This is a genomic window from Cellulosimicrobium cellulans, from assembly GCF_006539945.1.
Classification (GTDB): Bacteria; Actinomycetota; Actinomycetes; order Actinomycetales; family Cellulomonadaceae; genus Cellulosimicrobium; species Cellulosimicrobium cellulans.
Window position 1 is genome coordinate 1 of record NZ_BJNZ01000018.1, and the last position, 13,237, is coordinate 13,237.

At 72.3% G+C, this 13,237-nt stretch carries 10 protein-coding genes and 1 tRNA gene; 7 read left to right on the plus strand and 4 right to left on the minus strand.

Features of this window, described 5'->3' with window-relative positions; all coding sequences use genetic code 11:
• The coding region (locus CCE02nite_RS20500) for a hypothetical protein (RefSeq protein WP_170227311.1) at positions 1–736 on the plus strand (736 nt) is incomplete at its 5' end.
• Positions 737–842: 106 nt separating this feature from the next.
• Entirely contained in the window at positions 843–4,259 is a 3,417-nt protein-coding gene (locus CCE02nite_RS13445; protein WP_170227312.1) for a DUF4434 domain-containing protein, read from the plus strand.
• Positions 4,260–4,301: 42 nt separating this feature from the next.
• Here CCE02nite_RS13445 and CCE02nite_RS13450 read toward each other — a convergent pair whose 3' ends face one another.
• The 4 genes from CCE02nite_RS13450 to CCE02nite_RS13465 all read right to left on the minus strand — a co-directional run bounded on the left by CCE02nite_RS13450 (position 4,302) and on the right by CCE02nite_RS13465 (position 8,242).
• Complete coding sequence (locus tag CCE02nite_RS13450) at positions 4,302–5,288, minus strand: IS481 family transposase (protein WP_141390141.1); 987 nt, start codon at positions 5,286–5,288, stop codon at positions 4,302–4,304.
• Positions 5,289–5,411: 123 nt separating this feature from the next.
• On the minus strand, positions 5,412–6,395 hold the full coding sequence (locus tag CCE02nite_RS13455) for a ribose-phosphate diphosphokinase (RefSeq protein ID WP_053370151.1): 984 nt from the start codon (positions 6,393–6,395) through the stop codon (positions 5,412–5,414).
• A gap of 68 nt (positions 6,396–6,463) precedes the next feature.
• Positions 6,464–8,140 carry a bifunctional UDP-N-acetylglucosamine diphosphorylase/glucosamine-1-phosphate N-acetyltransferase GlmU gene (gene glmU / locus CCE02nite_RS13460; RefSeq protein ID WP_141390142.1) on the minus strand — a complete coding sequence of 559 codons (1,677 nt, stop codon included), beginning with the start codon at positions 8,138–8,140 and terminating at the stop codon, positions 6,464–6,466.
• A 30-nt stretch (positions 8,141–8,170) separates the two neighbouring features.
• Positions 8,171–8,242, minus strand: a tRNA-Gln gene (locus CCE02nite_RS13465).
• Between the two features lie 277 nt (positions 8,243–8,519).
• Here CCE02nite_RS13465 and CCE02nite_RS13470 point away from each other — a divergent pair.
• From CCE02nite_RS13470 to CCE02nite_RS13490, 5 genes are all read left to right on the plus strand, one after another.
• Positions 8,520–9,125: a TetR/AcrR family transcriptional regulator gene (locus CCE02nite_RS13470; RefSeq protein WP_047234376.1), complete on the plus strand. Its 606-nt coding sequence runs from the start codon at positions 8,520–8,522 to the stop codon at positions 9,123–9,125.
• A 121-nt stretch (positions 9,126–9,246) separates the two neighbouring features.
• Positions 9,247–9,933, plus strand: coding sequence for a hypothetical protein (locus CCE02nite_RS20505; protein ID WP_170227313.1), 687 nt, complete (start codon positions 9,247–9,249; stop codon positions 9,931–9,933).
• A 129-nt stretch (positions 9,934–10,062) separates the two neighbouring features.
• Positions 10,063–11,028: an ABC transporter ATP-binding protein gene (locus CCE02nite_RS13480; protein ID WP_141390143.1), complete on the plus strand. Its 966-nt coding sequence runs from the start codon at positions 10,063–10,065 to the stop codon at positions 11,026–11,028.
• Positions 11,025–12,233, plus strand: a complete 1,209-nt coding sequence (locus CCE02nite_RS13485; protein WP_141390144.1) for an ABC transporter permease — start codon at positions 11,025–11,027, stop codon at positions 12,231–12,233. The genes CCE02nite_RS13480 and CCE02nite_RS13485 overlap by 4 nt, the downstream gene beginning before the upstream one ends.
• 493 nt (positions 12,234–12,726) lie before the next feature.
• A complete protein-coding gene (locus tag CCE02nite_RS13490; RefSeq protein WP_170227314.1) occupies positions 12,727–13,227 on the plus strand; it encodes a MarR family winged helix-turn-helix transcriptional regulator in 501 nt (166 codons plus the stop codon).
• Positions 13,228–13,237 lie beyond the last annotated feature (10 nt).

The following is a 13,237-nucleotide window of genomic DNA, read 5'->3' on the forward strand; positions in this document are numbered from 1 at the left end:
TGCCGGAGGATCGGTCGAGATCTTCCACCTCTACGCGACCGGACGCGGCGTTCCCGGAGCACAGGTCTTCGGCGCGCACCTCACCCCCGACGAGGCGAGCGAAGCCGTCAGAGGCGCGACCGTCCTCACAGACGGCACCTGGGAATGGCGCCGGTCCACGCGAACGCCCGGCCTCGTCTCCCCCGGGCTGAACCTCATCGAGTTCACCCAGGTCAAGGACGGCAAGATCATCGGCTACGCCACGGACGCCGTCTGGTTCCAGGACCGCAACACCAGCCCCTACGACGAGCGCAACGCGCCGTTCACCGCCCAGGTCGAGTCCATCACCCCCGACGACGACGGCACCTACACCGTCACCCTCACCGGGACCCGCGACCTAGGAACCTTCGTCGAGATCAAGGACACCGACGGCACCCTCCTCGCCGCCGAACCCCGACCCGACCCCCGCCCCGCACCCGGCCCCGTCCCCCACGAAGCCCTCACCTGGCGCCTGACCATCACCGGCGTCCCACCGGGCGACCACACCTGGGGAGCACGCCAGTACTGGTACTCCTCCGTACCCGACCAGGGCTACAACATCACCGGCACCCACCTGCACATCGGCCTGCAGAACGTCCCCCTCGCCCCCACCCCAGCACTCGCCGCCATAGGCCTCGCCGCGGCCCTCACCACGACGTGGCTCCTGCGCACCCGACGCCACCGCAACCAGAACGATCACCCCACGACCTCACCCTGACCCCCGTCGACCCGGTCCTGCGACCCCAGCGCTGCGGTGCGCCTGGACGGGGATGCATGGGCAGGTCCGCACACGAGTCACGACACGAGCGAAGGAGCTGAGCGCGATGGCAGGTCTCGGAAGGAACGGGCGGCGGCGCGCGCGCCGGTCGTCGTGGACGGCAGTGCTCTCCACCGTCGTGGGAGCCGGGCTGGTCCTGGCCGGGTCAGTCGTCGCTCCTCCGGGAGGCCTCCCAGCAGCGTCGGCGATCACCTCGCCCGCGTGCGTCTCCGCGAACGGTGACGGGCACGGCTCGATCCGCCCGTCGAGCACGTTCGTGGTGCCGCGCCTCGCCTGGTTCACCGACACGAACGGGGCGTACCGCCCGTTCACCCAGGAGGCGTGGAACGCCTCCCTCGCGCGCCTCAAGGACGCCGGGCTGTCGTCCGTGATCGTGCAGGCCACCGCCTACAGCGGCGACTTCTCGGGCACGCACATGCCGTACTTCCCGAACCGCGACGCCTCCGGCGACGTCATCTACCCGGAGACTCCCTCAGGTCAGGGGTACTCGGAGGCGACTCTCGCCGCCGAGCGGGACCAGCTCCACCGCATCCTCGAGGCGGCCCGCCTGCACGGCATGACCGTGACCGTCGGGCTCGGCCTGGCAGAGAGCGAGTGGTTCAACATTCCGCCGGAGGATTCCCAACCAGGCTGGAGAAACCAGACGTGGCTCGGCCAGGAGAGGGGCCGCGCCGTCTCAGCGGGGAAGGCGATCTGGGACACGTTCGGCAAGGCCACGGGTCCCTACCAAGGCCGGTACGCGAGCACGATCGACGGCTGGTATCTGCCGTACGAGCTCGAGGGCTACAGACTTGCCGACTTCATGGGTGGCGTCCACCAACCGACGCCCGAGCGCGCGCACCCCTATGTCGACACCTACCTCAAGGGCGCGTCACAGGCGCTGGTCTCCTCCTCGGGCAAGAAGCGGGTGGTCGTCTCGCCGCTCTTCACCGCCGACTCCGACGACCCAGGCAGCACGGCCGAGCAGAATCGCCTGTCCGCGTGGAAGGACGTATGGCAGCGCGCGTACTCCACCACCGACCTCTCCGTCGTCGCGCCGCAGGACGGCGCTGGGTCGGGCAAGGTCACGGCGGCGGACCTGGCCCGGTGGATCGGCAGGACCGAGGAGGCCCGCGTCGCGGCCGGGTCGTCCGGCGTCGAGGCGGGCAACGAGGTGTGGGGCAACGCGGAGAACTACCGCGACCAGAACGAGGGCATCGACCACATGGGCATGCGCAACCACGCGCAGAACCTCGCGGCGATGAAGGCAAGCGGTGCGAGCACGCTGGTCACGTTCTCGATGCACCGCATCGACGACGTGGCCGGGCATGACGGTGCAGGGACGAACGCGCTGTACCGGGCCGCGTTCGCCGCGTGGGCGAGCGGGGAAGGATGCCCCGCGACCGCGCTGTCCGCGCCCCGGGGCTTCGCTGCCGTGACCGGAAGCGGCGCGGCCGGGCAGGACGAGTCCACCACCGTCCGCCTGACGTGGGACCAGTCCACCACCAGCACGACGAGCCCGGGCCGCAAGGTCGCGGGCTACCTCGTGCTGCGCGACGGACGCCGCGTCGGGGAGTACGCCGCCCCGACGGCGGCGGGTGAAGGCATGACACACCTGGACTACCAGATGCAGCCCGGCCGCACGTACACGTACCAGGTGTACGCCTACGACGCCTGGGGCACCTACTCCCCGGCGGCGAGCGCGATCACCGTGACGGTGCCGTGGACCGCTGCCGCCCTCGCCGCGCGCGACGGCGGCCCCGGCGACTTCAACGTGGCCCGCAACGCCCCCTACGCGATCACCTCCACCGCCACGGGGACTCCGATCAGCGCGGACGGGATCGACGAGCGGAACGTCACCGACGAGCTGACACCCTCGCCGGCGTACGACGATCCGGTGGCCACCCCCGGCGACATCGGGCACGCGGCCACCCCGACGGCCCCGAAGGTCTCCGCCACGTATGCGGAGGGTGCGGCGACCGACACGGTGCTGGCGACGAACGGCGTGTTCGACGGGCGCTGGCAGGGCCAGTTCACGGAGTCCTCCGGCTACTGGGCGATCCGGATCGACCTGACCGCGGTCCACCCCGGCGGGGTCCCTGTGCGGCAGGTGAACACCCAGTGGGGTCACGATCCCGCCTTCGGCGTGTCCGCACCCACGAAGGTGCAGGTCCAGCTCGTTCGGGCGGGGAACGCCGGGCTCGTCGACCTGGGTGCGCAACGGCTGCCCGACGCGGACCGCGCGACCAAGGGCGCCAAGTGGTACCACCACCAGGCCGCCACCCAGATCGAGAACGTCACCGCCGTCCTCATCACCGTGGACCAGCAGGGCGGCAGCTGGGCCTTCCTCGGCGAGGCCCAGGCGATGGACGACGGCGGCACCAACAGTGCGGCGCGCGCCCCCTACCTGTTGCAGGACTACAACTCCGACACCGACCTGACCTACGACCCGTGGAACCCGGACGGCACCGTCGTGTACGCGGGGACGCGCGCCTGGTCCGTCACCGACGGCACGGCCGCGACCAGGACCACGAGCCAGCCCGAGAACCAGTACATGTCCGACCCCGCGTGGACGGGGCGCATCACGTCCGGCAGCACGTACCTCACCCTCGACCTCGGCGCCCGGCAACGCGACCTGACCGACATCACCCTGGGCACCTATCACCGGCCCGGTGCCGCGATCAGGACACCCGGGACAGCACGGATCCGTGTCGCCGGCCCGGACAACGCCTGGCACGACACGTGGAGCGCGCCGGTGACCTTGACGACGCCCACCGGATCCGGCTATGCGGACCGGGTCGTGCAGACGATTCCCGTACCCGCGGACAGGAGCACCGCCCGGTTCGTGCAGATCCACCTGACCACGACCCCTGGTCAGTACCTGTTCCTGGACGAGGTCGAGGTCCATACGCGCACCACCACCAACTCGGCGCTGGACCGGCCCGTCACCCACCTCAACCGCTCCGCGGGTCTGTGCAGCGGCACCACCTGCCGGGGGGCCGCGGCCCTCGGGGCGGACCTCGGTGTCCTCACGTCGGCCGCCTCGTTCACCACGACCTGGAACGGGTCAGAACGGTGGGCGATGACCCTCGTGCCCGACCTCGACGACCCCACGATCCGGGGAACCACCTACGAGGTCGACCTCGCGGGCGGCACCGGGCAGCCGAACCGCACGATCACCGAGGTCACCACGACCTGGCTCGAGGACTACGACGCCTCCGTCGTCCTGCCCGCGACGGTGACGGTCCAGTACCGCAACGGAGCAGGGGGAACCTGGCACACGCTCGGCACGGCGCACCAGCCGGCCGTGCCTCAGGAGATCCCGCGCCTGCCCCTCACCTGGACGTACCGGACCGTCCCCACCGCCCCGGTCACCGCGACCGCGATCAGGGTCCGCGCCACCAACTCCAGCATCAAGCCGTGGACCGAGGCGGGGCCCGCCTGGGTCGCCCTTGCGAGCGTCACCACGCAGACGCCGGGGTAGCCCGGCGTATGAAGAGCTGAGCTGGAGAACCGTCCGCGACGCCTAGCTGTACTGACCGGACAGGTTGGTCAATCGGGTGATCGGTGGCTTGTTCCCGCAGGCGGTGTGGGGGCGGTGGTGGTTGTACTCGTGGATCCATGCTGGCAGAGCAGCGCGTCGTTCGGTCTCTGAGGTGTAGGCGCGGGCGTAGCCCCAGCCGTCGGCGAGGGTGCGGTGGAAGCGTTCGATCTTGCCGTTCGTCTGGGGCCGGTAGGGGCGGGTCCGGGAGTGCGTGATCTCGAGTTCGGCGCAGGTCTCGCGCCACAGGTGTGAGCGGTAGGGCGAGCCGTTGTCCGACAAGACTCGTTGGGTGGTGATGCCGCGGGCGGCGAACCAGGTCACGGCCCGGCGCAGGACGGCGGTCGCAGTGACGGCGGTCTCGTCGTCGTGGACCTCGGCATAGGCGACCCTGGAGTGGTCGTCGATCACGGTGTGTACGAACGCGTGCCCCATCTTCGGATGACTGTAGGCATTCTTGGGCTTGCCGGGCGTTGCCGCTCGGTGGCGTCTGCCCTGGGGGCGGCCTACAAACCGCCACCCGCCGCCGTCAGGGATGTTGCCGAGCTTCTTGACGTCCACGTGCAGCATCGCGCCGGGGTGGTCGTGTTCATAGCGGCGCACCAGCTCACCGGTGGCCCGGTCGACGTGCGAGAGCCGGTTGAGTCGGCACCGGACCAGGACGCGGTGCGCAGTCGAGGGCGCGACGCTGGTCAGCGCGGCCAGCTGGACCGGGCCCAGACGCTTACGCAGCCGCAACGACACGATCCGCCTGGTCGTCGCCCCGTCGGTCTTGGCCGGCATCCGGCGCGGACGCGAAGACCGGTCCGCCATGGAATCGCCGGTCGCGTACCGGTCGGCCCACCGTTTGACCGTGGGCCACGAGCACTGGAACCGGGCCGCCACCTCCGCGATCGGGACGTGCTGGTCGATCACCAGCCGGGCGACCGTGAGCCGGGCGCGCGGCGTCAGAGCGGCATTAGCGTGGGACACGAGGGCCTCCTGTGAGCGGAGCGGATACCTAGGCAGTTCCACTCCACCGCGGGAGGCCCTCGTGCGCTACCAGATCAGATCAACGCGTCGCACTCATTCGACCAACGTCTCCGGTCAGTACACCTAGCTGTTGCCGTCGAAGAGCGAGGTGACGGAACCGTCGTCGAACACCTCGCGGATGGCGCGCGCGACGAGCGGCGCGATGGAGAGCACGGTGAGCTGCGGGAACTGCTTCTCCGCGGCGATGGGCAGGGTGTCCGTGATGACGACCTCGCTCGCCCCGCACTCCGAGAGGCGCTGCGCCGCCGGGTCGGACAGCACGCCGTGCGTCGCCGCCACGATGACGGACCGGGCGCCCGCCGCGAGGATGACGCGCACCGCCTCGGCGATCGTGCCGCCGGTGTCGATGAGGTCGTCGACGAGCACGCAGTCGCGGCCCTCGACGTCGCCGACGACGCGGTTGGCGACGGCCTGGTTGGGGCGCGTGACGTCGCGCGTCTTGTGCACGAACGCGAGCGGCCCGCCACCGAGCTTCGCCGCCCACTGCTCGGCGACGCGGATGCGCCCGGCGTCGGGCGAGACGACCGTGACGTTCGACGTGTCGACGCGGGAGCGCACGTAGTCCGTGAGGATCGGCATGGCCCACAGGTGGTCGACGGGGCCGTCGAAGAAGCCCTGCGTCTGCGCGGCGTGCAGGTCGACGCTCATGAGGCGGTCGGCGCCCGCGGCGGTGAACAGGTCGGACATGAGGCGGGCCGAGATCGGCTCGCGGCCACGGTGCTTCTTGTCCTGGCGCGCGTAGCCGTAGAACGGCTGGACGACCGTGATGGTGCGGGCCGAGGCGCGCTTCGCGGCGTCGACCATGAGCAGCTGCTCCATGATCCACTGGTTGATCGGGGCGGTGTGGCTCTGGAGGATGAAGACGTCGGCGCCGCGCACCGACTCGCCGAACCGGACGTAGATCTCGCCGTTCGCGAAGTCGTACGCGGTCGTGGGCAGCAGGTCGATGCCCAGCTCCCGCGCGACGTCGTTGGCCAGCTCGGGGTGCGCGCGCCCCGAGGCGAGGACGAGGGACTTCTCCCCGTTGCCGGCGATCGTGCTGCTCATACCAGTGGGTTCCTTCGGTGGTGTTTCCGGGTGCGGGGTGGGTCTGAGGAGGTCTCGGCCGGACGCGGTCAGTCTGCCGTGGTCGCGGGGCGACCGCCACGCAGCGCCTCGAGCGTGTGCTCGAGCTCGGGCCCGGGCGGCGGCGGCGTGGGGCGCTCGGCGGTCGCCGCGGCGCTCTGGTCCGCGAGCTGCGCCTGCGCCTGGGCGCCGAGCGGCGGCGCCTCGGGGTCCGTCGCACGCGCGGCCGCGGCCGCCTCGGCCGCCGGGGTCCCCGGACGGCGGCGCTCGACCCAGCCCTCGATGTTGCGCTGCGGCCCGCCGCTCACGCCGAGCGCGCCCGCGGGCACGTCGCGGCGGATCACGGAGCCGGCCGCCGTGTACGCGCCGTCGCCGACCGTCACGGGTGCGACGAACATGTTGTCCGCGCCGGTGCGCGCGTGCGAGCCGATCACGGTGCGGTGCTTGTGGACGCCGTCGTAGTTGACGGTGACCGACGCGGCGCCGATGTTCGTGTGCTCGCCGATCGTGGCGTCGCCCACGTAGGACAGGTGCGGGATCTTGGAACCCTCGCCGATCTCCGCGTTCTTCGTCTCGACGAACGTGCCGATCTTGCCCTTCGCGCCGAGCACGGTGCCCGGGCGCAGGTAGGCGAACGGCCCGACGGACGTCCCCGCGCCCAGCACCGCGAGGCTGCCGTGCGTGCGGGTCACCGCCGCACCGGCGCCGACCTCGGTGTCCGTGAGCGTCGTGTCCGGGCCGATCGTCGCGCCCTCCGCGACGACCGTCGCGCCGTGGAGCTGCGTGCCCGGCAGGAGCGTCACGTCGCGCGCGAGCTCGACGTCGACGTCGACCCACGTCGTCGCCGGGTCGACGACGGTCACGCCCTCGCGCATCCAGTCCTCGAGGATCCGGCGGTTGAGCTCCGCGCGCAGCGTCGCGAGCTGCACGCGGTCGTTGACGCCCTCGACGATCGTCGGGTCCGCCGAGACGAGCGCCCGGACCGTGCCGCCCTCGGCGCGCGCCGCCGCGACGACGTCCGTGAGGTAGACCTCGCCCTGCGCGTTGTCGCGGCCGAGCGTGCCCAGCCCGCGGCGCAGGACCGCGGCGTCGAACACGTAGATCGACGCGTTGATCTCGCGGATCGCGCGCTCGTCGGCCGACGCGTCCTTGTGCTCGACGATGCGCAGCACGTCGCCCGAGCCGTCGCGCACGACGCGCCCGTAGCCCGTCGCGTCCTCGAGCTCCGTCGTCAGCATCGTCACCGCGTTGCCGTCCTCGACGTGCGCGGCGAGGAGCTGGGCCAGCGTGCCACCGTCGAGCAGGGGGGTGTCGCCCGCAGTCACGACCACGGGACCCTCGAGCCCGTCGCCGGCGCCGCGTCCCTCCTCGCCGTCGGGCACGCCGTGCAGGAGCGCCTGCGCGTGGGCCTTGGCGTCGAGCGCGGCGAGCGCGCACTGCACGGCCCGCCCCGTCCCGGGGATCTCGTCCTGGTCCACGACGACGGCGTCCGGGTCGACCGACACCGCGTGCTCGGCGACGCGGTCGCGCTCGTGCCGCACGACGACGGCGAGCAGCGCCGGGTCGAGCGAGCGCGCGGCGACGAGCACGTGCCCGAGCAGGCTGCGGCCCGCGAGCGTGTGCAGCATCTTGGGGGTGGACGACTTCATCCGCGTGCCCTCGCCTGCGGCGAGGACGATCACGGCAGCGGGGGCGACGGTGGTGTCGGTGCCCTGCTGAGCTTCCATGGGTGTTCCCCTCGGGATCGGTGGCACGAGCTCCGCCCCCAGGACTCGAACCTGGACCAAGGGCACCAAAAACCCTTGTGCTGCCGATTACACCAAGGCGGATCGGACCCGGCGACGCTCGCGCCCGGTGCGTTCCCGGGCCACGGCGGGCGGGGTGGGTCCGGGAACAGTCTGCCAGGTCGGTCCCCGTGCCCGACGCCGGTCGTGCCCGTCTCGTCCGGTCCGCGCCGCGCCCGGGACGTGGTCCGCACCACACACCCCGCACGCGTGCCCCCTCGCAGGGGCGCCCGCGCCGTCGGGCCGGACCTTCCGTCTGCCGGGAGCGGCCGCACGGCATGATGGACCCGTGGCCGAATCCAGACGCACCCCCCGATCCCGCATGACTGCGAGCCAGCGGCGCGAGCAGCTGCTCGCGGTCAGCCGTCGGCTGTTCGCCGAGAAGGGGTTCGAGGGGACGAGCGTCGAGGAGATCGCCGCGCGCGCCGAGGTGTCCAAGCCGGTCGTGTACGAGCACTTCGGCGGCAAGGAGGGCATCTACGCCGTCGTCGTGGACCGCGAGGTCCAGGCGCTCACGGCGGCGCTTTCCGGTGCCCTCGACGAGGGCGGCCACCCCAAGGTGCTCCTCGAGCGCACCGCGCTCGCGCTCCTGTCCTACATCGAGGCGTCCGAGGACGGTTTCCGCATCCTCGTGCGCGACTCCCCCGTCGCCCAGGCCACGGGCACGTTCTCCAGCCTCATCGGCGACGTCGCGACCCAGGTGGAGCACCTCCTGGCGAACCAGTTCCGCACGCGCGGCCTCGACCCCAAGGTCGCGCCCATCTACGCGCAGATGCTCGTCGGCATGGTCGCGCTCACCGGGCAGTACTGGCTCGACGCGCGCTCGCCCAAGAAGACCGAGGTCGCGGCGCACCTCGTCAACCTCGCGTGGAACGGCCTCGCGGACATGGAGAAGCGCCCGCACCTCATCACGACGCCCAGGTCATGACGGCGTCCTGACGCGTCCGTCCACTGGTCGCCCCGGGAAACTTCCCAGAATCCGCGTCATGGGGCCCGGGCGAACTCGTCTCTCCTTGTGGAAGCACGAGATCGACGAAGCGGGGCACTTCATGCACAGGCACGACCGGTCCACCGACCGCACGCACGAGGACTGCCAGGACGAGATCCGTCCCACGGTCTGGGGGTACTCGACCTGGACGACGGCGCGCTGCCTCCAGGGGGCCGTCGCCGGGGCGCCGGACCGCATCGTCCAACGCACCGACGTGCTCGTCCCCGGCCTGACGCCGCGCGAGCTCGACCGCGTGCGGCGCCACGCCGAGTGGCACGCGTCGGTCGACGGCGTGCGCCTGGGGCTCGTCGCGGGCGCGGTGACCGCGATCGGCGCCCTCCTCGTCGGGCACGCCCTGGCGCCCGTCACCCTCGTCGTCGTCGCCGCGGTCCTCGGCGTCGCGGCCGCCCTCCTCACGCGCGCGCTCCTGCGGGTCGCCGGCCCCCGGCTCTCGCGCGTCGAGCGCCGGGCCCTGCGCGACGCCGTCGAGATCCGGCGCGTGCGGGTCGCCCCGCCCACGTCGGCGGGCATGCGGGTGCTCGTCGCGATGAGCGCCGTCGAGTCGATCTCCGGCCGCCTAGACCAGGGCGAGGCCGCGATCGCGCGCGAGCTCCTCTGGGTCGCGCTCGACGCCGTCCGGCGCGACGACGTCGCCGACGTCGACCACGCGACCGCAGCGATGCTGCGTCTCACCGTGCGCGCCGCGCGCTCGCCCCTGCCACCCGTGCGCGACGAGCACCGCGGCTGAGCTCCCGCGTCGCCGCGTGAACCGTGCGGCGGGCCCCGACCTCGGGAGGGTCCGCACCCGCTGCCAGGAGGGGCAGGACGTGACATCTGTCCCGTGCCACGCGCTGTGTCGCGTGGTTGTCTGGGACGCATGGCGACACTCGAGATCGACTCGCTCACCAAGACCTACGGAGACGTGCGCGCCCTGCGCGGGACGTCGTTCGACGTGCGCGCCGGGGAGATCTTCGGCTTCGTCGGCTCCAACGGTGCCGGCAAGACCACCACGATGCGCATCGTGCTCGGCGTGCTCGCCGCCGACGGCGGCGAGGTGCGGTGGGACGGCCGCCCGATCGACCTCGCCGCGCGGCGGCGCATCGGGTACATGCCCGAGGAGCGCGGGCTCTACCCGCGCATGAAGGTGGGCGAGCAGCTCGTCTACCTCGCCCGCCTGCACGGCCTGTCCGCCGCCGACGCGAAGGATGCGATGGAGCGCTGGACCACGACGCTCGGCGTCGACGCCCGCCGCGGCGACGAGGTCCAGAAGCTCTCGCTCGGCAACCAGCAGCGCGTCCAGCTCGCCGCTGCGCTCACCCACGACCCCGAGCTGCTCGTGCTCGACGAACCCTTCAGCGGTCTCGACCCCGTCGCCGTCGACGTCATGAGCGGCGTCCTGCGCGACCGTGCCGAGGCGGGCGTGCCCGTCGTCTTCTCCTCCCACCAGCTCGACCTCGTGGAGCGCTTGTGCGACCGGGTCGGGATCATCAAGGACGGCGCGATGGTCGAGGTCGGCACGATCGACGAGCTCCGCCGGACCGAGACGGAGCGATGGGTCGTGGACGGGCCACCGGGAGCGGGCTGGATCGGCGCCGTGCCCGACGCGCGAGCCGTCAGCCTCGAGGGGGCGCGCACGGTCGTGGAGCTCACGCCGGATGCCGGGGCCGCCGTCGACGGGACGAGCGGTCGCGAGCAGGCCGTGCTGCGCGCGGCGCTCGCCGCCGGGCCGGTGCACGAGTTCTCGCTCGTGCGGCCGTCGCTCACCGAGCTGTACCGCGACGTCGTGAGCGCCGAGGAGAAGCCGGCCACCGCGGCCGCCGAGACCGTGGAGGTGGGGGCATGAGCACGGGGACCTCGTTGACGTCCTGGGGTGCGATCCGCCTCGTCGCGAGCCGCGAGATCATGACGCGGCTCCGCTCGAAGTCGTTCGTCTGGCTGACCGTGATCCTCGTCGGCGCGGTCGTGCTCGGCGGGTTCGTGCTCAACGCCGCGAGCTCGTCCGGGCCGACCGCGGAGCGCGTGGGCGTCACGCCGCAGACCGCGGCGCTCGCCGAGTCGATCGAGGCCACCGGCGGCACGCTCGGGACCGAGGTCGAGACCGTCGACGTGGCGGACGAGGCGGCGGGCGAGGCCCAGGTGCAGGACGGCGACCTCGACGCGCTCGTCACCGGGACGGCCGACGCCCCGACCGTCGTCGTGGACACCGAGCTCTCCCCCGGCCTCACGGCCGTCTTCACGACCCTCGCCCAGCAGACCGCGCTGTCCGACGCCGTCGCCGAGCTCGGCGGCGACCCCGCCCAGGTCGCGGGGGACATCGCGACCGCCGAGCCCACCGTCCGCACGATCGGCGAGCCCAGCGAGTTCGACCCGACGCGCTACGTCACCGGCCTCGTCACCGGGATCCTGCTCTTCATGGCCATCATGATCAGCGGCCAGCTCATCGCGCAGGGCGTCGTCGAGGAGAAGACGAGCCGGGTCGTCGAGCTCCTGCTCTCGACCGTCCGCCCGTGGCAGCTCATGGCGGGCAAGGTGCTCGGCATCGGCCTCGTCGGGCTGGGACAGGTCGCGCTCGTCGTGCTCGCCGGCGTCGGGACCGCGCTCGGCCTCGGCCTGGTCGACACGTCCACGATCAACCTCGGCACCGCGGCCCTCTGGGCTCTCGTCTGGTTCGTCGTCGGGTTCGTCAGCTACGCCCTGCTGATGGCCGGCCTCGGCGCGCTCGTCTCGCGCCAGGAGGACGTCGGCGCCGTCACGACCCCCGTCACGTTCCTCATGATCGTGCCGTACATCGTGGGCGTCTCCGTCGCGCCGTGGGCCCCGGACAACCCGCTCGTCGTGTGGCTGTCGTACGTCCCGCTGTGCTCGCCGCTCCTCATGCCCGTGCGCATCGCGCTCGGCAGCGCCGAGACCTGGGAGGCGCTCCTCGCCCTCGGCCTCTCGCTCGCCGTCATCCCGGTGCTCGTCTGGCTCGCCGCGAAGATCTACTCCAACGCGGTCCTGCGCACCGGCGCCCGCGTCAAGCTCAAGGACGCCCTGCGCACCGCCTGACCTGACCAGGTCCCCGCGAGGCAGAACCGTGGCCACGCGAGGTAGAGCCCTGGTCGGCCGAGGTAGAGCCCTGGTCGGTCGAGGTAGAGCCGTGGTCGGCCGAGGTAGAGGCGTGGTCGGCCGAGGTAGAGCCGTGGTCGTGCCCGACGGCGCGTGGCTGGCCTGGGTGGTCGGGGTGGGTGGTGGTGCCGCGTCTACCATCCGCCGCTCGTTCCTCGCGGCTCCCGCCAGGCCCGCCACGACGCGGCACCACCACCCACCCCGCCCGGCTTCGACCCACCCTGGTCGTCGCTCACCCGGGCATCTGCCCGCGGTGACAGGTTCGCGACGACGGTCCGCGCCGCGGCCGACAACTGCGGTTCTCCTTCGGTCGACCAGGGTTCTACCTCGGGCGACCAGCGTTCTACCTCGCGCTACCGCGGCTTCTCCGCGGCCGGACAGGCAGCGAGCGTCAAGAGTCTTGATGTCGAGACACGTCGAGTACCCTCGCGTCATGGACCAGCAGCACGAGGACGAGGTCGACCGCATCGTCGCGGCGTGGCAGCGCGAGCGGCCCGACCTCGACGTCGAGCCGCTCACCGTCTTCTCGCGCGTCGACCGCCTCGCGCGGCACCTCGACCGCGCGCGCCGCACGGCGTTCGCGCGGGGGCACCTGGAGACGTGGGAGTTCGACGTCCTGTCCGCGCTGCGGCGGGCCGGCGAGCCGTACCGCCTGTCGCCCGGGGCCCTCGTGACGCAGACGCTCGTGACGAGCGGGACCATGACGAACCGCATCGACCGGCTGGAAGAGCGCGGGCTCGTCGTGCGCCGCCGGTCCCCCGACGACCGCCGCGGCGTGCTCGTCGAGCTCACGGCCGAGGGCCTGGAACGCGTCGACACGGCGATGACCGACCTGCTCGCGGTGGAGGCCCGCATCCTCGACGCGCTGGAGCCCGGCGGCCGCCCTGCGCTCGCGGCGCTCCTGCGTACAGTCGTAGGACAGTTCGACGACTGACCGACGGCCC

Excerpts from the sequence above, each read along its gene's own strand:
- CCE02nite_RS13480 (WP_141390143.1), top strand. The coding sequence starts at position 10,063 with ATGGCGACACTCGAGATCGACTCGCTCACCAAGACCTACGGAGACGTG.
- CCE02nite_RS13445 (WP_170227312.1), top strand. The coding sequence starts at position 843 with ATGGCAGGTCTCGGAAGGAACGGGCGGCGGCGCGCGCGCCGGTCGTCG.
- glmU (WP_141390142.1), bottom strand. The coding sequence starts at position 8,140 with ATGGAAGCTCAGCAGGGCACCGACACCACCGTCGCCCCCGCTGCCGTG.
- CCE02nite_RS20505 (WP_170227313.1), top strand. The coding sequence starts at position 9,247 with ATGCACAGGCACGACCGGTCCACCGACCGCACGCACGAGGACTGCCAG.
- CCE02nite_RS13490 (WP_170227314.1), top strand. The coding sequence starts at position 12,727 with ATGGACCAGCAGCACGAGGACGAGGTCGACCGCATCGTCGCGGCGTGG.
- CCE02nite_RS13470 (WP_047234376.1), top strand. The coding sequence starts at position 8,520 with ATGACTGCGAGCCAGCGGCGCGAGCAGCTGCTCGCGGTCAGCCGTCGG.
- CCE02nite_RS13455 (WP_053370151.1), bottom strand. The coding sequence starts at position 6,395 with ATGAGCAGCACGATCGCCGGCAACGGGGAGAAGTCCCTCGTCCTCGCC.
- CCE02nite_RS13485 (WP_141390144.1), top strand. The coding sequence starts at position 11,025 with ATGAGCACGGGGACCTCGTTGACGTCCTGGGGTGCGATCCGCCTCGTC.